The sequence below is a fragment of the Acinetobacter vivianii genome, assembly GCF_014635885.1.
GTDB lineage: Bacteria > Pseudomonadota > Gammaproteobacteria > Pseudomonadales > Moraxellaceae > Acinetobacter > Acinetobacter vivianii.
This window is the reverse complement of sequence record NZ_BMDR01000006.1, coordinates 65,870-89,028: the sequence shown is the minus strand read 5'-3', so window position 1 is coordinate 89,028 and position 23,159 is coordinate 65,870. Positions and strand designations below refer to the sequence as shown.

The window sequence follows — 23,159 nt, the reverse complement described above, 5'->3', positions numbered from 1 at the left end:
TCTAAATCACCTTATTCTTAGCTATTGGCGAGTTTTTTGCAGTGTTGATATTTATCTTTTTATTGATGAATGTTCAATGTTGCAAAAGTTCAAGTCCAGCCTATTTGCTCAAGTTGTTTTTGCATTAATTCTCGGTATTGTTATTGGGGTTAGCTTTCACGATTTTTCTTTAGCTCTAAAACCATTCGGGGATGGCTTTATTGCGCTGATCAAGATGTTGATTGCACCTATTGTTTTCTGTGTGGTCGTTCTGGGAATCTATGGCGCAAATGACATTAAAAAAATGGGAAAAGTTGGTGCAAAAACAATTTTATATTTTGAAGTGGTCACCAGTATTGCACTGATTTTGGGGATTGTGGTTGCCTACGTATTCAAACCTGGTGTAGGGATGAATATTGATATCACCAAGCTAGATGGCAAAGATTTAAATGTTTATACCGAACGTGCACATAGCATCAGTTCTGGATCAGATTTTTTACTCCATATTATTCCTAAAACATTTGTAGATGCGTTTGCCCGTGGTGATATTTTACAGGTTCTGTTGATTGCGATTTTATTTGGTGTCGCCTTATTACTGATCCCAAAACATTTAGCAGAACTGGTTTGCAAGGCAATTGAAGCATTTTCTGAAGTGTTTTTTAAAATGATGGCTTTGATTATCCGTCTAGCTCCAATCGGAGTGTTCGGTTCGGTTGCGTACACCACTGCAAAATTTGGAGTGGATTCGCTGATCCAGCTTGGTTATTTAGTCTTGTTATTTTATGTGACGTGTACTCTATTCGTGCTGATTGTTTTAGGTGTAATCCTGAAAGTTGCAGGTTTAAATATATTCAAATTTCTCAATTATTTTAAAGCTGAGCTTTCCATCGTATTGGGAACAGCATCTTCTGATTCTGTATTGCCACAGATCATGAAAAAGTTGAAAAATTTAGGTATTCAGGATTCGACGGTAGGCTTGGTGATTCCTACGGGTTATTCTTTTAATCTGGATGGATTCTCTATTTATTTAACCCTCGGGGTCATCTTTATTGCACAAGCCTGCAATATCGATTTATCCATGCATGATCTACTCGCAATTCTATTGGTGTCTTTAGTGACTTCAAAAGGTGCGCACGGTATTCCTGGTTCAGCTTTAGTTATTTTGGCGGCGACTTTATCCGTCATTCCAAGTCTTCCAACCATTGGTTTGGTTTTATTGTTGTCAGTGGATTGGTTCATTGGAATTGTACGTGCTTGCACAAACTTGATCGGCAATTGTGTGGCGACGGTTGCAATTGCACATTGGGAAAAGGATATCGATCATGCCCGCGCTCAAAAAGTATTAGACCAAAAAGTCTGAATAAATAGGATTTGTAATTTGCATGGTGACAAGATCTAGCCTATATTTTTAGTGGAAAAATCATCCAAGGAATGACCAATGTCTCAAGCTTCACCCGTGTATCGTGGCAGTTGTTTATGTGATGGAATTCATTATGAGATTCATGGTGAAATCGGCGAGATCGTACAATGCCATTGCCAGCGTTGCCGCAAAGCCAATGGTACGGCCTATGCCACCAATGCACCCGTAAGCAGTACAGCATTTAAAATTGTTCAAGGTGAAGCGCTAGTTAAAAAGTTTGCGGCATCTGGGGTGTATCGCTGGTTTTGTGGTGAATGTGGTTCTCCACTGGTCAGTTCACGGGATGCGCAGCCTGAGCTTTACCGCTTAAGAATCGGAACTCTGGATACGCCATTACAGCAAAAGCCAAGCATGCATATTTTCGCTGCTTCCAAAGCAGAGTGGGATTGTATTGCGGATGATTTACCTCAATATGCTGAACGTCCTTAAATCGGATGTATTTTTACGATGATTTTTGAGACCTCAGCGTTAGAAGCAAATGATATCTATCGTTTATTGGTCGGTGGAATTTCGCCTCGACCGATTGCCTGGATTAGTACACTCTCTAAAGAGGGTGTCGCCAATATTGCACCTTATTCATTTTTTAACGTTGCCAGCTGTAATCCTCCTATTTTATGGTATTCACAGGTCAATCCCAGACATGGGCAAGATAAAGATACCATTCGCAATCTGATGGATACACGAGAGTGCGTGGTGCATATCGTGAATTCACAATTGCTAGAAAAGATGAATTTATCCTGTGCTTTATTGCCTCCAGCGCAAAGCGAATTTGAGTTTGCCGAGATTGAGTCTGAACCAAGCCATTCGGTGGCCGCTTTATCTGTCAAACATGCACCGATTCGTTATGAATGTCAGTTAAGAGAGGTTCTGCAATTGAGTACGCTTCCATCGGGTGGTACGGTGGCTTTGCTGGATGTGAAATCAATCTATGTCGATGATCGACTCTGGGATGGTCAAATGATCGACCAGCAACAACTGGATAGTGTAGGCAAAATGGGCGGTGATTTTTATAGTTTAACCACCGATCTGCGAAAACTTGCCCGACCGGTCGTGTCATCCACAGGTGAGCATAAAAAAGGAGGTTAAATACCTCCTTTTTCTATTATTTGGCAGTTAAAGCTTCACCTTCGAACTTAACTCCATCCCAGCCATTTTGCATAAACTGACGGATATTTTGATGGTCTGTTGCTTCAGGCGTTGCCAACACAGAGGCATAATGTTCTGCAAATAAACTGAGTGTGTCCGCTTGATTTAAGCCTTCAATTTTAGCAAAGCTGAGTACTTTGGCACTGCCTTGGTTTTCAGTCGCAGCATTAGATTGCGTGCCGTTCTGGAATGCAGTTGGGGTATGTTGATAATGCGCTTCGATAAATGCCAATACATCTGCAAACTTTGCCGAGCCATCTTTAAGTTGTGCCAATAAGCTTTGAGTCATGTCTAAAATTCCATGTTGATTGAATCAATAGCAGCATCATAACATTGAAAATGCAGAAGAGAAGTCGTTGGTGTATTCGCCGTTTATGTTCAAAGTCGTCATTTATATATTGACGAATAATGTATAGGCATAAGCCTTTGTTTTTGTCGTACTCGCCTTAGAATTTGATGGGGCTGGGGAAAAGTTTTAGCAACATCTGGCTGAATTGTGGATAACTTCATGTTTATACACAGTGCAATTCTACTTAAAAAGAGCGATTGAGTTGCCTAAAAAATATGTTATTTTAGAGCAAAGGAGATGGCATTCCTCCTATTACAAACCGCCAGAATGGCTAATGATGCCTACGTTACCCTGAACAGGGGACGTAGGTTCGTGCGTGCTCTGTTCCCATTTTTGGAGTTCGCCCATGAAAAATCTTCAGAATAATTGCTATACATCCATGTCTCATCATTCTTTCGCTCCAACTCTGTTCTTGGAGTAAATCATGTACTATCCATTACTTTCAATTGCTTTAGGCTCGGTATTAGGTGCATGGTTGCGCTGGTTTCTGGGTCTAAAACTCAATCCTATTTTCCCGAATATTCCTTTGGGTACGGTCACGGTCAACTTTGTCGGTGGCTTTATTATTGGTTTTGCCATTTCATATTTTTCTCAAAGTTCACTCAGTCCCAATTATAAACTGTTTGTGATTACAGGCTTTTGTGGCGCGCTCACAACATTTTCGACTTTTTCTGCCGAGATTATTGCCTTATTACAAAGTGGTAAATTGGGCTATGCCTGTGCAGCAATCGTGATTCATGTGGTTGGATCGCTATTGTTTACTATTCTGGGAATGAGCCTGCATCAATGGCTCAGTGCTGCATAATTGGGAGTCATCGTAATGAATGGATTTTTAATTACCTTTTATACCACACAAAATCGTTCCTATCAGGGACAGCCGATCAGTGAATGGCTATTGGCTGTTGCCAAACAGATGAATTTACGTGGGGCGACGGTATTGGCTGGATTGGAAGGTTTTGACCATCAAGGCCTATTTCATTCTGCCAGTTTCTTTGAATTGGCGGATCGACCTGTGCAGATTCAATTTGCGGTAACAGAGCAACAAGCGACTGAATTATTGAGCTATCTCAATGCTAAAGAGATTTCGCTGTTCTATGTGAAAACACCGATTGAGTTTGGTGTGGTGGGACAGCAAAAGACAGATTCCTGAGGCTGGAATCAAGACATAAAAAAAGAAGTCTAAGTGGAGGAGAGTTAACCTTAGACTTCTAATGCTTTCAGCTTAATGGGTGAAACTTAAATGAAAATTAACCTTTGCGGTTAAAACGTGCAAAGCGTTTGTTAAAGCTTGCAACACGACCTTCATTGCTGGCCTGACGTTGCTCACCAGTATAAAACGGATGTGATGCACTTGAAATATCAAGCGTCACGTAGGGATAAACTTTGCCTTGATATTCCTTGGTCTGTTTGGTTTGCAGGGTGCTACCAATTAAGAAGTAAGCATCGGCATTGGTATCGTGGAACAAGACTTGTTGATAAGCAGGATGGATATCTTTACGCATTTTGAATGACTCCTATTGTTAATAGAAATGTTATAACATAACAATACGTGAAGTCAATTCATGTCTTTTCAAGTCAGTTGTATATAGAAATTGATCAAAGTAGATAACCCTCTAACTTGTTGCAACAAGACAAGAGGGCATTAGATAGATTAATTTGGAACTAATTCTTCAAATAAATCATTGAGATTATCATGCACTTTGAGATGAATCAGGTTCCAGTAATGTCCAGAAATAGTTCGGTTAACCATGAGCGTATCTGGTGATGGTTTAAAGACATCCCAGTATTTAAGCGATTTTTTCACCAGCAACATACCATCATGATGTGATGAGTTTTCTGCAAAATCATAATTGGTCGTTAATGGGCGCAATAGAATTTCAATCCATTGCGTATATAACTCACTTGGAAATTTCTGTTTTTCGGCAATCGAATGCAGTTCTGCCAGTAAGTCTTCAACTTGGGTAATATTTTCCTGACGAGCTGCATTGACCAGCGCCTTAAAGTGCTGAACGATTTCAGGTGATAAGGTTTTAACGCTACCATAGTCGTAAATAATCACACTGCCATCTTCACGGAAAGCAAAATTGCCCGGGTGTGGGTCGCAGTGGAAGCGTTTTAAGAAAAACATTTCCTGTCCCAAGGCACGAATCAGGCGACGTCCAATCTGATTACGCGTATCAACTGACCATGTACTTGCTGTTTCGATAGATTCACCTTGTTCCAGACTTAGGGTGAGCACGCGACGAGATGAATAGTCTTTATAAACGGTTGGGATGATCACTTGAGGATCGAGCTTTTCATGGAAGGTTTTAAATACTTCCAGATTTTGGGCCTCGATTTCATAGTTTAATTCGGCTGAGAGGCTGTCCTGAATTTCCTGAAACAGTTGATCTTGCAGCTTCTTGTCAATTTTTAATACGCCCATCAATCGCAGAGCCAGACGTACTTGTTTTAAGTCACTTTCACAGGCCTGATCTACACCCGGATATTGCACTTTTACCACAACGGCTTGCCCATTTGGCAATACTGCACGATGGACTTGTCCGATTGATGCGGCAGCAAAAGGTTCTGTTTCAAAAGAGCTAAAAATCTGGTTTAACGGTTTACCCAGTTCTTTTTCAACTTGTTGTTGAATCGCGGAAAAGGGCATTGCAGGGGCCTGACGTTGCAGCTTGGCAATGGCTTTGGCGACTTCTGGCGGGAAAATATCCTTATATTGCGAGGCGATTTGCCCGACTTTCATCACGGCGCCTTTCATTTCTCCGAGGGTATCGGCAATCTGTAGACCGATGTCCTGAAACAGCTGGCTACGCGCTGCATTTTTCTGTTCTTCATCTGCGGTGAGATTGCGGATAGAGTTCGCCACGCTTTTGCTGGCAATACTTGCGGTCATACCAGCCAGTTTTAGAAAACGCTTACTGGGAGAGCTTGCATGTTTTGCCATAAGGACTTGACCTCATACGATCCAGTTTCAAAGTGATACCTTGATCATAGGTGACAAAACTTAAATTGCCTATAACAAAATGTTAAGTGATGTAAGCAGGTATAAGAGAGCTGCGATCAGCAACTGTAGGCATGCAAACTGTACTGGCTATATGGTGCATGATCTAAAAATCATGTTTTTGAAAGTAATGACGGGAGGATCAATCGCAGGCAGCGTCCATGCCCCCCTTGATGTCTTTTCTTGTTAAAAATGGATTGTCATTAGGTCGTGAGCGTCATTTTTGCCAAACGTTTATTGTTTAAATACAAACGGCTGATCAGCAATACACAGGCAATGCTTAAGCCAATAATCAGACCCAACCAGACACCTGCCACGCCCCAAGAGGTATAACGGGCGAGATATAAACCAATCGGGAAAGCAATCACCCAATACGCCATTAAGGTAATCCACATCGGTGCCTGCGTATCTTGCATCCCTCGTAAACAACCTGCCGCACTCACTTGCCATGCATCCATCAATTGATAAGCCATTGCAAACCAGAGTAGATACATTGCCACTGGAATTACATCTATATCTGTGGTGTAGATTGCCACGATATAAGGACGTGCCAGAACAATCAGCGTCATCGTGAAAGCCGCAAAAATCGTAGCGCTAATCAATCCCACAGTTTGTACCTGACGCATCGCGTGCCAGTTCTGCTCGCCATAATACATGCCGACACGAATCGTTAAGGCAATCGCCAATGAAAGCGGAATCATAAACAGTTGAGAGGTGACTGAAATTGCAATTTGATGCGCTGCAATCGCATTTTCACCGAGTGGGCTAAGCACAATTGCGCCGGTACTAAAAATGCTGACTTCAAAGAAAACGGCCAGACCAATCGGTAAGCCGAGTTTCAGAATTCGTTTAATCCAGACTGGATCAAGTTTTTCCCATTTGGTAAAAATAGGCGCCTGCTTGTAGGCCTTGGCTTTTGATACATACACAGCCAGTGTAATGAACATTAACCATTGCAAGATGGCTGTTGCAAAACCACAGCCTGCGCTACCAAGTGCTGGAATCGGCCCGAAGCCGTACATAAACATAAAGTTTAGCGGAATCAATACCAGCAAGGCGATTAAGCTGATTGCGGTGACTGGACGTGGATGTCCCAAGGCTTCGGAGTAGCTTCGTAACGCAGCATACATCATCACCGCAGGCATACCGAAGCCAATTGCGTGCAGGAACAGGCTGGCTTTGGGTAATAAGCTTTCAGGTACGCCAAACAATGGCAAAAATCTAGGCATGCATTGTAGGATCAACATTGCCACAGTACCTAGAATCACAGCGACCCATAAAGACTGACGGGCAATGGTCGGTATTTTCTCTGGTGTTTTTGCGCCTCGTGCTTCAGCGACCAATGGAGTCGTTGCCAGCATGATGCCTGCAAATAACAGCATAATCGGAATCCATAGTCCGACACCGACTGCGATGGCTGCCAGATCTGTCGCAGAAAGATGACCTGCCATAATGGTATCGATCAACCCCAAACCCGCTTGAGCAAACTGGGTAATCAGGATGGGAAACATCAAATGGAATAGCTGTTTGAGTTCAAACCGCTTGGTTGTGACATGGGACACAAAAAATACTCTTATTAAAATGAGGAGGAATCAGCGTTGCAGGGTGAGGAGCACCCCAATAAAAATCACAATACTACCGAGCAGACGTTGCCAGTTAATCGGTGTTTTTTCTGTACCTAACCAGCCAAAGTGATCAATAAACATCGAAATCACCAGTTGCCCGAAAATGACCAAACCTGAAAACGTTAACAATCCGAGCTTGGGTGCAGTATAAATGCTCAAACTAATCGCATAAACCCCAAGAAAGCCACCTAGCCATAGAAACCAAGGAATTTGTGAAATTTCACTTAAACTCGGCTTGCTTGCACTCTGAAAACAGACCAGCAGCGCCAGTACAATCGTGCCAATAAAAAAAGAAAGTAGAGCCGCTTGCAGGGGAGAGTTCAGATACTCTCGCAGTTGTGTATTGATTGCGGTTTGAAAGGCCATGGCAATGCCAATCCCTAAAGTCAGGGGAAGAATAAAAAGTAATTGGCTAGAAATTTTCATCATATTATCGGTCTAATTGTTCTTGGTTATCCTCAGTCTAACTGAATACGTAGATGATGATAAGCCGAATGCGCGAGTCATGTTAAAATAGCAGGGTTCTGTCATTGAGCTGCTATCTTGAGCCATTTAAACCCCGCAAATATTCCGCTTTCCTTGTATATCCATATGCCGTGGTGTGTCCGTAAATGTCCTTATTGTGACTTTAACTCGCATGCTGTGCCTGATGGACAATTGTCGTTAGAACTGGAACAGCAATATCTGGCTGCACTGGTGGCAGATTTTGAAACTCAGGTTGAAATGGCGCAAGGCCGATCGATTCACAGTGTTTTTATTGGTGGCGGAACACCTTCGCTGATCTCTGCACAAGGGTATCAATGGTTATTTGAACAGTTGAAAGCGCGTTTAGCGTTTGAGCCAGATTGTGAAATTACGCTGGAAGCCAATCCGGGAACCGTTGAGCATGACCCGTTTGCGGATTATCTTGCTACGGGGATTAACCGTTTATCCTTGGGCGTACAAAGTTTTGATCCTGAACATTTACAGCGTTTGGGACGGATTCATACAGCCAGTAATGCACTAGATGCGATCCAGCAGGCACGACAAGCAGGCTTTGAGCGCGTAAATGTAGACTTGATGCACGGTTTACCTCAGCAAACAGAAGAACAGGCCTTAACGGATCTTAGATTGGCTGTAGAGCACGGAGCGACGCATATTAGCTGGTATCAGCTGACCATTGAGCCAAATACGGTTTTCTTCCGAACCCAGCCTGTATTGCCCCAAGACGAGGTTCTAGAGCATATTCAGGAGCAAGGTGAGGCATACTTGAAAGCTAATGGTTATGTGAATTATGAAGTTTCGGCTTGGCGTAAGGAAAAGCCATCGGCACATAATCTGAATTATTGGCAATTTGGTGATTATCTGGCGATTGGGGCTGGTGCGCATGGCAAGGTCACGCGTCCTGATGGAATCTATCGTTTCCAGAAAACCCGTTTACCTAAAGATTATTTAGCTAAAGTCCCTGCTGAACATGTGCAAATGAAACGCATTGAAGCAGAGGAATTACCTTTCGAATTTATGATGAATGCCTTACGTTTAAATGAAGGTGTGGCGACCGAGTCTTATACGCAGCGCACAGGGCTTGCATTGGAAGATTTGAATGAGACATTGCATCAGTTGCGTGAGAAAAAACTCCTCGTTGCTGATGAGGGGCGAATTGCCTGTACCGAGCAGGGACACATTTTTTTAAATTCGGTGCTAGAAAAATTTTTATAGTTTAAAAATTATGTGTGCTTTGAGCAGGGAAGCTTAAAGCATAGATTTTGGTCTTGTCATCATTTGGAAAGATATCGACGACAAAATAAAAAAGCCTCATCAAATGATGAGGCTTTTTAGAATCTGGTGGGTCGTCCGCGACTCGAACGCGGGACCAACGGATTAAAAGTCCGCTGCTCTACCAACTGAGCTAACGACCCTGAGCGAGGATAAGTAAAACAACGTTTTACCTGAGCGCAAGAGAAAATCTATGATTTTCTGTAGCTTAACCTCTTACAGGCGTTTGTAAAATACATTTTACAAACTCTCAAAACATTAGATGGTGGGTCGTCCGCGACTCGAACGCGGGACCAACGGATTAAAAGTCCGCTGCTCTACCAACTGAGCTAACGACCCTAAGCAAGTATTTCAACAAGCTTCGCAAGAAAAACTAATTTGTTCTAAATGCGTCTTCGTTTTGATGTTGCGTATTCTAGCAAGTTATTCAGCTAACACAAGAGGAAATTTAAAAACATGTGCATGATTGTTTATAAAAAGCACGATTTCCTCTTATTTAGCTAAAAAATAAACTAGAAACGGTATTGATAGCTTTGAATATTGTCAAAGATCTCAGTATTTACATCACAATAGCTGCTTTCACCAGGTAATAAAACCAATAAACGTTCAGAAGTTTTGCTCGGGTTGAACGCGTCTTCTTTCAATTTATTCTTCTGGTATTTAAATGTACCTGTGGTTTCGACCTTTTCCTGTACGCGTAAAAACACAGGAATGGCATATGAAGGTAAACATTTTTTAAATACGTTCACCATTTCGCTTAAATCTGCATCATTCAGCTCGACACCATCCACCAAGGTAATGGCTGCCATGCCAGCACGACCGTTGGTATTTGGAATTTCTACGCCATATACCACTGCTTCAGCGATTTTTTCATACTCGCAAACCATGTTTTCAACTTCGGTGGTCGAAACGTTTTCACCTTTCCAGCGGAATGTGTCGCCTAGACGATCCACAAACTGTGCATGACGGAAGCCGATATCACGGACCAAGTCGCCTGTATTGAAGTATGAGTCACCTTGAGTGAATACATCTTTCATAATCACAGATTTGTTCTTTTCAGGGTCGGTATAACCATCGAAAGGCGAGCGACTGGTGATTTTACCAATCAGTAAGCCAACTTCACCAGTTTTGACTTTCTTACAATAGCCTTTTTTGTCGCGTACCAGTTCGTTCTTTTCTTTATCAAACTCAACGATGGCATAAGGCGTAGGGGAGAAGCCGACAGTATTGTCAAAGTTAAAGATATTGCTGAAACCGACATTACCTTCACTTGAAGCATAGAGTTCAAGGACTTCTTCAACACCAAAACGCTCTTTAAACTTGCCCCAGATATTTGGACGCATGCCATTACCAATCATTTTGGTGACACGATGGGCACGATCCAGTTCTGTTGCAGGTGCATCAATCAGGTAGCGGCAAAGTTCACCGACGTAACCAATCGCAGAAGCATTGAATTTCTGTACATCTTTCCAGAAGGCACTGGTTGAATATTTACGACGTACTGCAAGCGTTGCACTGCCTGCAATCACGCCACACCAGCACACCACCACACCTGTTGCATGGTAAAGCGGTAGGGTGACATACATCACATCATCTTTGCCAAGATTGAGAATATGACCATAGGTACCGTAAGCAAGTGTCCAGCGGCTATGCGTAAAAATCACGGCTTTTGGCAAACCAGTGGTGCCTGAGGTGTAGATATAGAACAAGCCATCTTTACCAGTCACAGTGCGTGTGGTGGATGGGTTAAATTTCGGGAACTGGTCAATTTGTAGCGCTAGATTGAGGTAACCGTCTGGTGCTATGCCCGCATTTTTACGGGTTTCCTGATCAGCAAACCAGTGAAAACGGTCTTGAGCAACTTTTAAATCCTGACGTGCTTCGTCGATTGCAGCACGGACTTCTTCACCAGCAATCACTGCAATTGGATTGACCAGATTAATACTATGCGCGAGTACTTTACCGACTTGAGAGGTATTTACAAGTGCAATGGTGACCCCGATTTTTGCTAAAGCAACAATGCTGGCAATCAATTCAGGACGGTTCTCAACCATCACAGCAATCACATCACCTTTTTTTGCACCCAGAGATAAATAGTAATGTGCAATCTGGTTTGCCCATTCATTTAAGGCCTGATAACTATAGCTTTGATCTTCAAATAACAGTGCGATGCCTTGAGGGTTACGCTTGACTGCTTTTTCAAAGGCAATACCTAAACCAGCGGGAGAAGATGGCGTACGTAAATATGCCTGTTTAAGACCATTAAGGATATGAGGTACTTTAGTAATGAAGTTTGGAAGTCGAGTAGCGACATCACCAAGAGTAATAATATCGGTCTGCGTAGTTTGGCTCATATCAATCCTGTTTATTTTTCGATCAATCCAAAAATGGCTATCCGTAAGAACACAACCATTCACACCATTGTCGTTGATGCTGTTTTGTAATGGTAAGTCCCTAGAGCAATCAACCTAATTTGACAAAATAACAAAAAAGCCTAGTCACCGAAATGACTAGGCTTAGCCTTATTGAGTGCAATTTAGCAAATTACTCATTGCTAGCTGCAGCTTTTTTTGGTGGACGTCCACGTGGACGGCGCGGGCGGCTTGATTTCTCTTTTTCTGCTTTTGCAGCTTCGTCTTCAGACTCTGCTTCAGTTGCAGGTGCTGCCTGTTCTGCTTTTTCAGCAGCTTGGGCTTTCTCAGCAACTTTAGTCGTTACCTCAGACTTCGTTTCAGCTTTAGCTACTGGTGCTTCGACAGCTTCAACTAGTGCTACTTCTGCTGGCGCAGCAGCTGTCTCAGTCGCAAGTTCTAATGGTTGTTGCTCTGGCGCCACAACCACAGTTTCTTCTGCTGGAGTAACTGCTTCTTCTGTTTTCACTTCTTCTTTCGATTCAGTGTTTTCGACAGGAGCTGGAGTCGCGGTTGAAGCAATATGCGCTTCTTTGGCTTGCTCAGCAGCAAGTTTTGCTAAACGACGACGTTCACGAGGATCGTTTGCAACACGCACTGTTGATGCTTCAGGCGGTGTTAATGCTAACACTGGCGCTGGTTCAGCTTCTTCAGTGACTTGCTTGCTTGGAAGTTCAGCATCACGTGTTACAGGACGCTTTTCTTCTTCAACCACTGTTTCTACAACGAGAGTGCTTGCATATTGCTCAGCAAACTTTTGTAGGGCACGATTAAATGTCGTGATTAAACCAAACTGCTCAATCAAGATGGTGCAGTCTTCGCCATACACATGACGAATCAAGCTACCTAGCGTGTATTGACTCAACGCAGGAATTTGCGATGGTGCAACTTTTGGTGCAGCAGCTTTCTGAGGTGCTTGAGCACCACGTTGACGACGGCGTGAACGCGGATCATTGCTGGCACGTTTTACTGGTGCTTGAACCGCTTCTTCTGCAGTTGCAGCAGGTGCTTCTTTCGCAACAACTGGTTCTGCTTGAGCCGCAGGTTTTGTTTCAGCTTTTTCAACAACAGCAGGAGCAACCTCAGCTTTTGCTTTAGGTGCAGTTGCTTGTTGTGGATTCAGTGCAACAATTTCACTTTGACCTTGGTCAATGTTCACGATCAATGCCGTGTTCATTGGTTCCGAACGTGGTGCATCAACAACATCAACTTTAACCTGTTGTGGATTCGCAGGCGCTGCAGTTGTAGCCGCAGGTGCTTCATTCAACACGCTTTGGTCACGATGACGGTTTGGACGGTTCGGACGCTGTTGGTTGCGGTCACGACGTGGTAATGGCGCATTCTCATTGCCTTGAGCAGCATCATGATGCTGTTGCTGGTTTTGAGGCTCTTGCGACTGCTGACGTTTTTGTTGACGTTTCAGTTCGCGTTGCTCTTGGCGCTGTTCCTGACGTGACAACTGAACCACTTCTTCGTGCACTTGATTTTGTTGTTCATGTGCATGGGCGTGTTGTTCACGTTGCTCTTTGTGCTTACGTTTCTTCTGGTTTTGATTCGGACGATGTGGTTTTTCGTCTTTCTCAAACTGCTCACGCGTTTCCTGTTTCACAGGATTTTGTGAGATATAGGCATTGTTTGCCGCTGGGGCAGCAGTTTCAGTGGCAACAGGTGCATTCACCTGACCAAACTGGCCACGGCTCACTGCGCCATTATTTACCATTTGCTCAATCGCAGCTGCAGCATTTTGTGCTGAACGAGATTGGTCTGTGGTTTGCGCTTGCTTTTGAACAAACAGGTTTTCTAACCATGCACAAGGACTTGCTGACTTTTGTGCAACAGCTTGTTGAGCTTGTTTTGCTGGTGCTGCCGCATTTTGTGCTGCTTTCTTCTGTGGCGCAGCTGCTTGATTTTGTGCAGGTGCATGGTGATGCTCTGCATCTTCCAAATGCCAGTCAGAAGACTCATAACCGAGTTCTTTTTCACTTGAACGGGTTGCTTCAGTACGTTCATAACTCGACGGCGCAAAACCATCTGGATTGAACTGGATCTGGTAGTGCGGCGTTTCTAAGTGCGGATGCGGTAATACTGTTACACGAACATTTGACGTTTGTTCTAAGTAAACAAGGCTGTGACGCTTTTCATTCAATAAGAATGCTGCGATTTCAACAGGGACTTCAACTTGAACTTCACCTTGACGTTCGCGTAATGCAATTTCTTCAACCTTACGCATGATCGAAAGTGACAATGAACGTAAGTCACGCACCATACCTGTACCATGACAGCGTGGGCACACGTAACCTGTCGCTTCTTCAAGAGAAGGGCGTAAACGTTGACGGCTCATTTCCATCAGGCCAAAACGTGATAGTTGACCAAACTGGATACGTGCGCGGTCGCTTTGCGTTGCTTCACGTAATTTGGCTTCAACCATACGCTGGTTACGGTCTTTGGTCATGTCGATGAAATCGATGACCACTAAACCGCCGATATCACGTAAACGAAGTTGACGTGCAATTTCTTCAGCTGCTTCAAGGTTGGTGTTGAGTGCTGTTTCTTCAACATCGTGACCGCGAGTTGATTTCGCCGAGTTAATATCAATTGATACCAAAGCTTCGGTCTGGTCAATCACGATTGAACCGCCAGAAGGAAGTTTTACTTCACGCTCATAGGCAGTCTGGATTTGGCTTTCGATACCGAAGTGAGCAAATAAAGGCTCATTCAAAGTATAGGTTTTTAATTTATCAAGCTGACGTGGCATCACTGCTTTTACGAAGTTATAGGCTTCGTTATAGGCTTGCTCACTATCAATCAGGATTTCAGCCACATCATCACGTAAATAATCACGAATGGCACGTGTCACCACGCCTGCTTCTTGATGTACCAACATTGGTGATGGACCTGAACTTGCTGAACCCTGGATTTGTGCCCAAAGGTCAAGCAAGTGTTGTAGGTCGAGTTGCAGTTCTTCCTGAGTGCGGCCAATACCTGCGGTACGAACGATCACGCTCATGCCACGCGGAACATTTAAAGACGCCAAGATTTCTTTAAGTTCTTCACGTACAGAACCTGAAATCTGACGGCTGATACCGCCACCTTTCGGATTGTTCGGCATTAAAACTAAATAACGGCCTGCAAGTGAAATGAAAGTCGATAGGGCAGCACCTTTGTTGCCACGTTCTTCTTTTTCAACTTGAACCAGTAATTCAGTGCCTTCAGTGATGAGTTCACGGATGTTTGAGGTTTGACGAGGGTCAGCTTTGAAGTACGAGTTTGCAATTTCTCGCATTGATAAAAAGCCTTGACGCTGTGCGCCGTACTCAACGAAAACCGCCTCTAAAGATGGCTCAACGCGAGTAACATGACCTTTATAAATATTTGATTTTTTTTGTTCGCGAGTACGATTCTCTAAATCGAAATCGTAAAGGCGATTACCAGTGATAAGTGCAACGCGAACTTCTTCGGCGTGGGTTGCATTAATCAACATACGTTTCATGGGTGTGACACCTAATAGTGATACACACAAACAATAAGCCCAATATTTTTGAGCAAACATCAAATTGGCGCGATCAAGACTCAGAAGCAACTTTGTGTAGGAAGCTCTGAAACCACTGGCTGTAAGTATCCAGCTGGGGGCTTTGATTCGGTTATTCCGATGTTAGCAATACTGCTTCAATCTTGAATCCGTTGATATTTCATGGCATGTCTTACATCTGTGAAATATCACTAGATCCGACATAATCAAAGTTTCCTGTACGCTTCACTGGCGGGTGAGCGGTGCATTGGATGGTGACTTTCACTGTCATTAAGCATTGAAGTCGATCCATCTGGAAGTCTTGATACGGAATGATCATCGTATCTCTGCTTGGCAGTTCCAATGCATCAACGCTTTAGCCTGAATGCGACATCAGGGAGCAAATTGTCTGATGTGGATCAGTTTACGTTTAATAACCAGCAAATTGCTGGCGACATATTTTTTCTGAACAAACTGTATGTGCTGATGCACAATTAAACGCAACAGTTTGCCATTTTGCCGATATAATAAGCCTTCGGCGTCGGCATAATTCTTTAGGACCTATCCGAGTTATTGGTGAATATCTCATCGATTTAAAATTTTATCTAAATAAAATTTCTGATTTGATGCTCACTTACGGTGGTATCCGTGCGCTGAATATACCAAACCTTGCAGCATCTGCCTATGGGCTAAGTTTAGGTTTCTTGTGAAATAACTTAGCTAAATGATCATTTTTTAATCATATTTAGCAAATCTTGGATTAATCGAGCGTATGAATTCTACACAACAATGGCAAAGTGTCACTTGGTTTGACGTGGATGAGCATCAAGACGGGCAGCGAATAGATAATTTTTTATTTACCCGATTAAAAGGTGTTCCAAAAAGTCGAATCTACCGTTTGATTCGTGAAGGGCAAGTACGCGTAAACAAAAAAAGAATAAAAGCAGAAACACGTTTGAGCATTGGCGACCAGATTCGTGTCGCACCCATTCGTTATGAACAAAAGGATGAAACGGCTGCACCTGTAAGCGATAGCGTTGCGCAAAGTTTACTGAGCCGTGTGGTTTATGAAGATGAAGGTCTGTTGGTCATTAATAAGCCTTCGGGTATCGCCGTGCATGGCGGTAGTGGTGTGGCTTATGGCCTGATCGAAGCGTTACGGGCTGCCACAGGTAAAAAATATTTAGAACTAATTCATCGTATTGACCGTGATACCTCAGGTCTGGTGATGGTCAGTAAAAAGCGTAGTACCTTAAAATTACTACAGGATCTCCTGCGCGAACATAAGATCCAGAAAACGTATGCGGCTATTGTCAAAGGGCAAGTCAGTCTGGATCGCCAAATGATTGATGCACCGTTATTGCGTTATGAACTGGCCAATGGCGAGCGTCGTGTCCGTGTTACTTCTGAAGGTAAGCCAAGTAAGACAGACTGGAAAGTGGTTGAGCGCTTTAAAACAGCCACTCTGGTTCATGCATCACCATTATCAGGTCGTACCCATCAAATTCGTGTACATGGTTTAAGTATTGGTCATCCTTTAGTGGGGGACGATAAATATGGACACAATACAGTGTATAACGGCCCAGCAGCACGCCGTTTATGCCTGCATGCCATGCGTTTGGAAATTCCGAATTATCCAGTAATTGAAGCACCGATGCCCGAAGATATGCAGCAAGTGATTGACGAGTTGAGAAAGCAGAAATGAAGCAGAATATCGAACTCATCATTTTTGATTGGGATGGCACCTTATTCGACTCGGTAGGCCAGATTGTGGCGAGTTTGCAATATGCAGCGCAGCAATTTGAGCAGCCACTGACTGATGAAGCCGCGAAAAGCATTATTGGTTTAGGTTTGCCAGAGGTGATGCAGATCCTGTTTCCACAAGTACCGCATTTGCATCAGGAGCTTTTGCAATGCTATGCCGATCATTATGTGGCAAACTCGAAAGGTGATGTCTGGTTCAATGGTGTCGCTGAGCTATTGATGGATTTAAAGCAGCAAGGTCTCAAGCTTGCCGTAGCAACAGGCAAAAGCCGTAAAGGTCTGGACCGTGTATTGGCGCAAACCAATAGCCATGCACTGTTCGATATTACCCGTGCCGCGAGTGAAACCAAGTCCAAGCCAGACCCATTGATGTTGCAGGAGATTCTTGCCGAGATGGATGTGGCGGTTGAACGCGCTATTATGGTGGGGGATACCAGTTACGATCTGGAAATGGCACAAAACCTGAGTATGCCGCGTATCGGCGTCAGTTATGGGGTGCACAGTATTGAAACTTTGCAGCAATACCAGCCTTTAACCATCGCGCATAACGTGCAGGACTTGCATGGTTATTTACAAAGCCTTCTCAAGGTTGCTGATTTAACTGAAAGTTAAGCTACTTAAGATAAAATAATCATGAGGGGAGAGTTCGCTTTCCCGTCATCCATAATAACAATAGGGACTGTATGAGCCGATCGATCCGTTTGCTCAATTTATTACAACTACTCAGAGAATATCGCTATCCCGTCACTGCACAGGTATTGGCGGAGCGATTGCAGATTAGTCAGCGTAGTGTCTATCGTGATATTGAAACATTACGCGCCCAAGGTGTGAATATTGATGCTGCGGCAGGCTTGGGTTTTCAACTCAAAGAAGATTTCCTGTTACCACCGATGACCTTGAATGAAACCGAAATTGAGGCCATCTTCTTGGCCTTAAACTGGTTAAGTGAAATTCCAGATCTGGCTTTAAAATCGGCTTCAACGTCGGTATTGGCGAAACTCAATGCGGTATTGCCTGAACATTGTCGGCATTTACTTGAACAAACCACCTTACGCTCAATTAACGCCTGGTTACCCGTCGATGAAAATCTGGTAGAGCAGGTGCGTTTGGCCATTCGTCAGCAAGTTAAAATTGTCGTGGATTATGCAGATGAACAACAACGTATCAGTTCTCGTACCGTGTGGCCTTTTGCTTTAGGTTATTTTAATGATCGGATTGTGCTGGCAGCATGGTGTGAGTTGCGACAGAGTTTTCGGCACTTTCGGATTGACCGTATTCGACAGTTAAGCCTGAGTCAGGAGCTTTATCCGCAATTTAAACAACAGCTCTTTCAACAATGGTGGATTCAAGAGGTGTGTGCGACTACTGACAAAAACTGACAATCTAAACAATTACATTGAAATAAGAATAACTCACTAAGGAAATATCAACATGGCACTTAAACTTTATACCAATAATTTCTCACGTGGCGTCGTTGTAGACTGGTTACTCATCGAATTGGATGTGCAATGTGAGCGCATCGAAGTGGCCTTTGAAACTGAAATGAAAGCGCCTGAGTACTTAAAAATCAATCCATTTGGCAAAGTCCCAGTATTGGTGGATGATGATATTGTGATGTATGAGCTTGATGCGATTTGTGCGTATTTAGCCGATAAGTTTGCTGACAAAGGTTTGGCACCTGCACTCAATGATCCAAAACGTGGCCTTTATTATCGCTGGTTGTTCTTTATTTCAGGGCCTTGGGAGGCTGCTTCAACCAATAAAATGCTGGGCGTTGAGGTGAAACCTGATCAGAAAGGATCTGTCGGATATGGAGACTACCATGATGCCTACAATGCCTTTGTACAAGGCCTGAGTGAAGTTGATCCGTATTTATGTGGAAAGCAGTTTACCGCTGCGGATGTAACTGTTGCCGCGATGTTGTTCTGGCAGCTTAAGATGGGAGAGGTTGAATCTCATCCTGCAATTGAAAGCTATCTGGACAATATTAAGCAGCGTCCAAGCTATCAAAAATTTGCTGCCTTTTTTAGTAATGCTTAGATTCTCATCCTCCTGAAAAGCCGACTCGTTCGGCTTTTTTAATTTTTGTAGTGCCTATAAACGATCAAATCAAAATAAAAAATATAAATGAAAAACTCTTTGTTTAACGTTTAGATGGAAATGTCACTGAGCGTTATTAGTTCAGTAAAATTGTGTTGACTCAGCTCTAGAAAATCAGCATAACTAAAAACCTTATGTTAGGATCAAAGACCGATTATGCTGTGATGAAATGTCATCTTTATAGTCAAAAAATCATGATGATTTAAAACGCGATAACATTGAAAACACGCCGTAATCACAGGGATATAACATAATGGACCTCATGCGATTAGATTCCACCAAAGAAGAAGTACATGAAAGATAAGCCGACATTAACCTATCAATTGCCGACACAATCTTGCTTGAGTCATACTTGGGTGAAACCTCCGTTTCCACATGAGGCTTCTGATCATTGCGGGATAGACCGTTTCTATAATTTGCAGAAACCGTTAACGCCGTTTGATCGAAAAGGGCTGCTAAAGTGGTTGGCGACACGTCAGTCCTATACATGGAATGTTGATCGTGTTCATGAGTCCAATTTACGCAATCAAATGCTGGAACTGCCTCAAAACCGTCCGCATGCGGACTTAAATGACTGGCAAATCTGGTTTGTGGGACACGCTACGATTTTAATTCAAATCGGCCCTTATAACTTTCTGACTGATCCTGTCTGGTGTGAATATGCCAGCCCGAAACAGGGCAATGGCCCACGCCGTGTATGTCCCGCAGGAATTGCACTAGAACATCTTCCGACTATTCATGGGGTGTTATTGAGTCATAATCATTATGACCACATGGATCTGGCGACTTTGGACTGGTTACATCAGAAGTTTGAAATGCCGATTTATACCGGTTTAGGCAATGCCTATTACCTGCCGAAGCATTTGCATGTGATTGAAATGGATTGGTGGCAGGAAATCCCGTTTCATGATGAGTTAAAGATTGCCTATACACCTGCACAACATGCATCTGGACGCGGCGTGCGCGATCAGAACCGTGCCTTATGGGGTGGTTTTTCTTTGCTTGCCAAGACAGGGCACTGTTTTTTTGCGGGGGATACAGGTTATTCAGGGCATTTTAAACAAATCCATGAGCGTTATGGTGATGCCCGAATTGCATTATTGCCGATAGGGGCTTATGAACCGCGAATGTTGATGCGTTATGTGCACATGAATCCACAAGATGCATTTCATGCGCATTTAGATTTGCATGCGCACCGTTCACTGGCGATTCATTACCGTACCTTTCAGTTGACAGATGAAGACCGTGATTCTCCTGAGCATGAATTGCAGCATGCCATGAAATCTTCTTCGAAACTGGTTAATCCTTTCTATTGCATTCGAGAAGGGCATTTTATTCGGGCCTAAAAGCTGGCGTGAGTTGATACACCCATGGTCATGATTGTTGTTCTAGTCAAATTTTGAATAAATCATTATGCACACAAATAAAAAAGCCATCCGAAGATGGCTTTTTTTATTTCAGTATGTCAAGGCTTACAGAAAGCTTGGTAAATGACGCGCTGGATCAGTTTCGCGTGCAGCTTGTGCATCAGCAACGGTCATCCCCAATGCTTTCGCAACACCTTCACCGTACGCTGGGTGGCAAGCATAGCAATTGCGGATATGGCGATACTTGATGAAGTCGAGTGCATCGCCCATGGCACGCGCTGTATTGCCAAATAATGCATCTTGTTGCTCTGGTGTCATGAGTTCGAACAAGGCACGTGGTTGACTGAAGTAATCATTGTCATCTTCACGGTAATCCCAGAAATCGGCATCACCATTAATTTTCAATGGTGGCTCTTTATACTGAGCTTGCTCTTGCCACTGACCGAAGCTGTTTGGCTCGTAGTGCGGTAAACCACCATAGTTGGCATCGATACGGCCTTGACCGTCACGGTGATTACTATGTACAGGGCAACGTGCTGCATTGACTGGAATTTGCTGATAGTTCACACCTAAACGATAGCGTTGCGCATCTGCATAGTTAAACAGGCGCGCCTGCAACATACGGTCTGGTGAAGCACTGATCCCTGGAACCAGATTACTTGGTGCAAAAGCAGATTGCTCTACATCAAGGAAGAAGTTTTCAGGATTACGGTTCAGTTCAAACTCACCCACTTCAATTAACGGATAATCGCCGTGTGGCCATACTTTGGTTAAATCAAACGGATGATAGGGAACTTTTTCCGCATCTTGTTCAGGCATCACTTGAACGAAGAGTGTCCATTTTGGATAGTCTTTACGTTCAATTGCATCGAATAAATCACGTTGATGGCTTTCACGATCCTGACCAACCAATTCACCCGCTTCAGCATCCGTCAGATTTTGAATACCTTGCTGAGTTCTGAAGTGAAATTTCACCCAGAAACGCTCATTGGCTGCATTAATGAAACTATAGGTATGACTACTGAAGCCATGCATATGACGGTAGCTTGAAGGAATACCACGGTCTGACATGACGATGGTGACCTGATGTAATGCTTCTGGCAATAAAGTCCAGAAATCCCAGTTATTGGTCGCACTACGCATGTTGGTTTTCGGGTCACGTTTTACCGCTTTATTTAAATCTGGGAATTTACGTGGATCACGCAAGAAGAATACAGGGGTGTTATTGCCCACCATATCCCAGTTACCTTCTTCGGTATAGAATTTTAGGGCAAAACCGCGAATGTCGCGTTCCGCATCTGCTGCCCCACGTTCACCTGCAACTGTGGTAAAGCGGGCAAACATTTCGGTTTTTTTGCCGATTTCGCTAAAGATTTTAGCGCGGGTATATTGGGTAATGTCATGAGTAACCGTGAAAGTACCGAATGCACCTGAACCTTTGGCATGCATACGGCGCTCAGGAATCACTTCACGGACAAAGTTAGCAAGTTTTTCATTTAGCCATAAGTCCTGGGCTAATAATGGTCCTCTGGCGCCTGCGGTCATACTGTTCTGGTTATCGACAACGGGTGCACCAAAATCAGTGGTGAGGTGGCTATAAGGACATTTTTTTTCGTCTTGGCTCATGTTCTATCTCCATCAAGATGACCTGTGAGCTTGGTCATCTCAATCATTTGACCGTTCAAAGATATGAATGCTTCACTGGGACATATACAAATTGGGTATCAAAATTTCAGATGCCTAATTGAGATTTGTAATGAATCAGATTACATCCTTTGTATTTTTACTCTAGGTTGATGAAAGCTTTTTTTCCAATGGATTAAAGTTGATGTCATAAATGCTTTATTCGATTGAAGCTGTCTAAATCTTAAACTTGAGCTGAGCATTTTTGGATATAAAAATTGTTAAAAAAAGAAAAAAGCTTATGAAAAATAAAAGTTTTATTATAATTTTACTCAACCCGCTAGATGGATGAAAATCGCTGAACGAAGAAATGAAAAATAGAGATGTTTGATGCAGAAATAGGGGGATTGACCTGTTGCAGTTGTGTAAAGCAGCGTTCAATTGCACAAATCGTTTAATGATTCGTCAATACTTAAGTGTTCATCTTTAAGAGCAACATCTCGTTGAGGGGGCAGAGATAAGATATTAGGTTGAAAATATGTAAGTCATCATGATTTTAATTCAAGGCATGCTATGTTTGAGCTCTTTCATGATGAGATAAAAACAATGAAAAAAATAGTAACGGGTCTTGGTTTATCTTTCACTTTACTGACAGGTTGTACCTCCATGACGCAGACTTCTGAACTTAAGGCCAATCACGCCGCTACTTTGACGGTTGAGTTTGTGGGGGCAGGCAATCATGCCGTTCAGCCACAGCAAGGTACAGTCAGTTTATATGCGGTAGAAAGTCGCATGGCTGATGTGCCTGCGACTTTAATTCAGCAAAAGAAGGTGCAGGTATCACAAGTGCCGTTTAGTGTTGAGTTTAGTGTGCCCGTAGGGCATCGTCAGTTGATTCAACCGCAAGTACGTGATGATGCTGAGATTAGTTATTATGTGACTTGGCAATCTGATAGCAACAATCTAACGGCTAAAGATGCCATTGTGATTGATTACGACCGCCAATTTCCGAAGGTGAGACTTGGTCAAGGAAAGCAACAGGTTTATTTAAAATAAAAAAATCTAGCTATAAAAAAAAGCGCCACTTTTAGGAGGGCGCTCTTTTTATGAT

At 43.2% G+C, this 23,159-nt stretch carries 20 protein-coding genes, 2 tRNA genes and 1 riboswitch; of the genes, 12 read left to right on the top strand and 10 right to left on the bottom strand.

The genetic code is table 11. From position 1 onward, the window contains the following. Positions 1–76: 76 nt before the first annotated feature. The 3 genes from dctA to IEV36_RS13370 all read left to right on the top strand — a co-directional run bounded on the left by dctA (position 77) and on the right by IEV36_RS13370 (position 2,485). Positions 77–1,339, top strand: a complete 1,263-nt coding sequence (gene dctA, locus IEV36_RS13380; protein WP_005255366.1) for a C4-dicarboxylate transporter DctA — start codon at positions 77–79, stop codon at positions 1,337–1,339. A gap of 78 nt (positions 1,340–1,417) precedes the next feature. Beyond that, the gene (locus tag IEV36_RS13375) at positions 1,418–1,828 is read left to right on the top strand and encodes a GFA family protein (protein ID WP_005255364.1); all 411 of its coding nucleotides are present in this window, start codon (positions 1,418–1,420) and stop codon (positions 1,826–1,828) included. 18 nt (positions 1,829–1,846) lie between these two features. Beyond that, the gene (locus tag IEV36_RS13370; RefSeq protein ID WP_005255362.1) at positions 1,847–2,485 is read left to right on the top strand and encodes a flavin reductase family protein; all 639 of its coding nucleotides are present in this window, start codon (positions 1,847–1,849) and stop codon (positions 2,483–2,485) included. 16 nt (positions 2,486–2,501) lie between these two features. Here IEV36_RS13370 and IEV36_RS13365 read toward each other — a convergent pair whose 3' ends face one another. Then, positions 2,502–2,834 (bottom strand): HopJ type III effector protein, encoded by a 333-nt coding sequence (locus tag IEV36_RS13365; RefSeq protein ID WP_005255360.1) that lies wholly within the window; start codon positions 2,832–2,834, stop codon positions 2,502–2,504. 284 nt (positions 2,835–3,118) lie between these two features. Next, positions 3,119–3,185: riboswitch (Fluoride riboswitch) on the top strand. A gap of 133 nt (positions 3,186–3,318) precedes the next feature. On the opposite strand from IEV36_RS13365, the gene crcB reads away from it, so the two are divergent. Together crcB and IEV36_RS13355 are read left to right on the top strand one after the other, a co-directional pair. After that, the gene (gene crcB / locus IEV36_RS13360; protein WP_004774202.1) at positions 3,319–3,699 is read left to right on the top strand and encodes a fluoride efflux transporter CrcB; all 381 of its coding nucleotides are present in this window, start codon (positions 3,319–3,321) and stop codon (positions 3,697–3,699) included. A gap of 15 nt (positions 3,700–3,714) precedes the next feature. Further along, positions 3,715–4,044 (top strand): DUF190 domain-containing protein, encoded by a 330-nt coding sequence (locus tag IEV36_RS13355; protein WP_005255358.1) that lies wholly within the window; start codon positions 3,715–3,717, stop codon positions 4,042–4,044. Between the two features lie 97 nt (positions 4,045–4,141). Here the strand turns inward: IEV36_RS13355 and IEV36_RS13350 are convergent, their stop codons facing one another. The 4 genes from IEV36_RS13350 to IEV36_RS13335 form a co-directional block, all read right to left on the bottom strand. Continuing rightward, positions 4,142–4,396: a type B 50S ribosomal protein L31 gene (locus IEV36_RS13350; RefSeq protein ID WP_004774205.1), complete on the bottom strand. Its 255-nt coding sequence runs from the start codon at positions 4,394–4,396 to the stop codon at positions 4,142–4,144. Between the two features lie 149 nt (positions 4,397–4,545). Continuing rightward, on the bottom strand, positions 4,546–5,838 hold the full coding sequence (locus tag IEV36_RS13345; RefSeq protein ID WP_005255357.1) for an ABC1 kinase family protein: 1,293 nt from the start codon (positions 5,836–5,838) through the stop codon (positions 4,546–4,548). Between the two features lie 260 nt (positions 5,839–6,098). Then, the gene (locus tag IEV36_RS13340) at positions 6,099–7,457 is read right to left on the bottom strand and encodes an MATE family efflux transporter (RefSeq protein ID WP_005255356.1); all 1,359 of its coding nucleotides are present in this window, start codon (positions 7,455–7,457) and stop codon (positions 6,099–6,101) included. 30 nt (positions 7,458–7,487) lie between these two features. After that, positions 7,488–7,949, bottom strand: a complete 462-nt coding sequence (locus IEV36_RS13335) for a DMT family transporter (RefSeq protein WP_005226577.1) — start codon at positions 7,947–7,949, stop codon at positions 7,488–7,490. Positions 7,950–8,063: 114 nt separating this feature from the next. Between IEV36_RS13335 and hemW the strand changes: the two genes are divergently transcribed. Then, complete coding sequence (gene hemW / locus IEV36_RS13330) at positions 8,064–9,218, top strand: radical SAM family heme chaperone HemW (protein ID WP_032863751.1); 1,155 nt, start codon at positions 8,064–8,066, stop codon at positions 9,216–9,218. A gap of 124 nt (positions 9,219–9,342) precedes the next feature. Here hemW and IEV36_RS13325 read toward each other — a convergent pair. The 4 genes from IEV36_RS13325 to IEV36_RS13310 all read right to left on the bottom strand — a co-directional run bounded on the left by IEV36_RS13325 (position 9,343) and on the right by IEV36_RS13310 (position 15,176). Continuing rightward, positions 9,343–9,418: transfer RNA gene (locus IEV36_RS13325), tRNA-Lys, on the bottom strand. A gap of 120 nt (positions 9,419–9,538) precedes the next feature. Then, positions 9,539–9,614, bottom strand: a tRNA-Lys gene (locus IEV36_RS13320). 173 nt (positions 9,615–9,787) lie between these two features. After that, positions 9,788–11,629 carry a long-chain-acyl-CoA synthetase gene (locus IEV36_RS13315; RefSeq protein WP_005255354.1) on the bottom strand — a complete coding sequence of 614 codons (1,842 nt, stop codon included), beginning with the start codon at positions 11,627–11,629 and terminating at the stop codon, positions 9,788–9,790. Positions 11,630–11,819: 190 nt separating this feature from the next. Next, the gene (locus IEV36_RS13310) at positions 11,820–15,176 is read right to left on the bottom strand and encodes an Rne/Rng family ribonuclease (RefSeq protein ID WP_005255353.1); all 3,357 of its coding nucleotides are present in this window, start codon (positions 15,174–15,176) and stop codon (positions 11,820–11,822) included. 790 nt (positions 15,177–15,966) lie between these two features. On the opposite strand from IEV36_RS13310, the gene IEV36_RS13305 reads away from it, so the two are divergent. The 5 genes from IEV36_RS13305 to IEV36_RS13285 all read left to right on the top strand — a co-directional run bounded on the left by IEV36_RS13305 (position 15,967) and on the right by IEV36_RS13285 (position 20,404). Then, positions 15,967–16,899 (top strand): RluA family pseudouridine synthase, encoded by a 933-nt coding sequence (locus IEV36_RS13305; RefSeq protein WP_004774219.1) that lies wholly within the window; start codon positions 15,967–15,969, stop codon positions 16,897–16,899. After that, entirely contained in the window at positions 16,896–17,570 is a 675-nt protein-coding gene (locus tag IEV36_RS13300; protein ID WP_005255352.1) for an HAD-IA family hydrolase, read from the top strand. The genes IEV36_RS13305 and IEV36_RS13300 overlap by 4 nt, the downstream gene beginning before the upstream one ends. A gap of 71 nt (positions 17,571–17,641) precedes the next feature. Then, positions 17,642–18,337 carry a helix-turn-helix transcriptional regulator gene (locus IEV36_RS13295; protein ID WP_005255351.1) on the top strand — a complete coding sequence of 232 codons (696 nt, stop codon included), beginning with the start codon at positions 17,642–17,644 and terminating at the stop codon, positions 18,335–18,337. Positions 18,338–18,389: 52 nt separating this feature from the next. Further along, positions 18,390–18,998: a glutathione S-transferase family protein gene (locus tag IEV36_RS13290; RefSeq protein WP_005255349.1), complete on the top strand. Its 609-nt coding sequence runs from the start codon at positions 18,390–18,392 to the stop codon at positions 18,996–18,998. 353 nt (positions 18,999–19,351) lie between these two features. Continuing rightward, complete coding sequence (locus IEV36_RS13285; protein ID WP_005255348.1) at positions 19,352–20,404, top strand: MBL fold metallo-hydrolase; 1,053 nt, start codon at positions 19,352–19,354, stop codon at positions 20,402–20,404. Positions 20,405–20,530: 126 nt separating this feature from the next. Here the strand turns inward: IEV36_RS13285 and IEV36_RS13280 are convergent, their stop codons facing one another. Continuing rightward, a complete protein-coding gene (locus IEV36_RS13280; protein ID WP_005255347.1) occupies positions 20,531–22,051 on the bottom strand; it encodes a catalase in 1,521 nt (506 codons plus the stop codon). A 603-nt stretch (positions 22,052–22,654) separates the two neighbouring features. Between IEV36_RS13280 and IEV36_RS13275 the strand changes: the two genes are divergently transcribed. Then, positions 22,655–23,104, top strand: coding sequence for a hypothetical protein (locus IEV36_RS13275; RefSeq protein ID WP_032863813.1), 450 nt, complete (start codon positions 22,655–22,657; stop codon positions 23,102–23,104). Positions 23,105–23,159: the final 55 nt, after the last annotated feature.

Bases quoted from the DNA above. Each gene is read 5' to 3' on its own strand.
- dctA (WP_005255366.1), top strand. From the start codon at position 77: ATGTTGCAAAAGTTCAAGTCCAGCCTATTTGCTCAAGTTGTTTTTGCA.
- IEV36_RS13375 (WP_005255364.1), top strand. From the start codon at position 1,418: ATGTCTCAAGCTTCACCCGTGTATCGTGGCAGTTGTTTATGTGATGGA.
- IEV36_RS13370 (WP_005255362.1), top strand. From the start codon at position 1,847: ATGATTTTTGAGACCTCAGCGTTAGAAGCAAATGATATCTATCGTTTA.
- IEV36_RS13365 (WP_005255360.1), bottom strand. From the start codon at position 2,834: ATGACTCAAAGCTTATTGGCACAACTTAAAGATGGCTCGGCAAAGTTT.
- crcB (WP_004774202.1), top strand. From the start codon at position 3,319: ATGTACTATCCATTACTTTCAATTGCTTTAGGCTCGGTATTAGGTGCA.
- IEV36_RS13355 (WP_005255358.1), top strand. From the start codon at position 3,715: ATGAATGGATTTTTAATTACCTTTTATACCACACAAAATCGTTCCTAT.
- IEV36_RS13350 (WP_004774205.1), bottom strand. From the start codon at position 4,396: ATGCGTAAAGATATCCATCCTGCTTATCAACAAGTCTTGTTCCACGAT.
- IEV36_RS13345 (WP_005255357.1), bottom strand. From the start codon at position 5,838: ATGGCAAAACATGCAAGCTCTCCCAGTAAGCGTTTTCTAAAACTGGCT.
- IEV36_RS13335 (WP_005226577.1), bottom strand. From the start codon at position 7,949: ATGATGAAAATTTCTAGCCAATTACTTTTTATTCTTCCCCTGACTTTA.
- IEV36_RS13315 (WP_005255354.1), bottom strand. From the start codon at position 11,629: ATGAGCCAAACTACGCAGACCGATATTATTACTCTTGGTGATGTCGCT.
- IEV36_RS13310 (WP_005255353.1), bottom strand. From the start codon at position 15,176: ATGAAACGTATGTTGATTAATGCAACCCACGCCGAAGAAGTTCGCGTT.
- IEV36_RS13305 (WP_004774219.1), top strand. From the start codon at position 15,967: ATGAATTCTACACAACAATGGCAAAGTGTCACTTGGTTTGACGTGGAT.
- IEV36_RS13300 (WP_005255352.1), top strand. From the start codon at position 16,896: ATGAAGCAGAATATCGAACTCATCATTTTTGATTGGGATGGCACCTTA.
- IEV36_RS13295 (WP_005255351.1), top strand. From the start codon at position 17,642: ATGAGCCGATCGATCCGTTTGCTCAATTTATTACAACTACTCAGAGAA.
- IEV36_RS13290 (WP_005255349.1), top strand. From the start codon at position 18,390: ATGGCACTTAAACTTTATACCAATAATTTCTCACGTGGCGTCGTTGTA.
- IEV36_RS13285 (WP_005255348.1), top strand. From the start codon at position 19,352: ATGAAAGATAAGCCGACATTAACCTATCAATTGCCGACACAATCTTGC.
- IEV36_RS13280 (WP_005255347.1), bottom strand. From the start codon at position 22,051: ATGAGCCAAGACGAAAAAAAATGTCCTTATAGCCACCTCACCACTGAT.
- IEV36_RS13275 (WP_032863813.1), top strand. From the start codon at position 22,655: ATGAAAAAAATAGTAACGGGTCTTGGTTTATCTTTCACTTTACTGACA.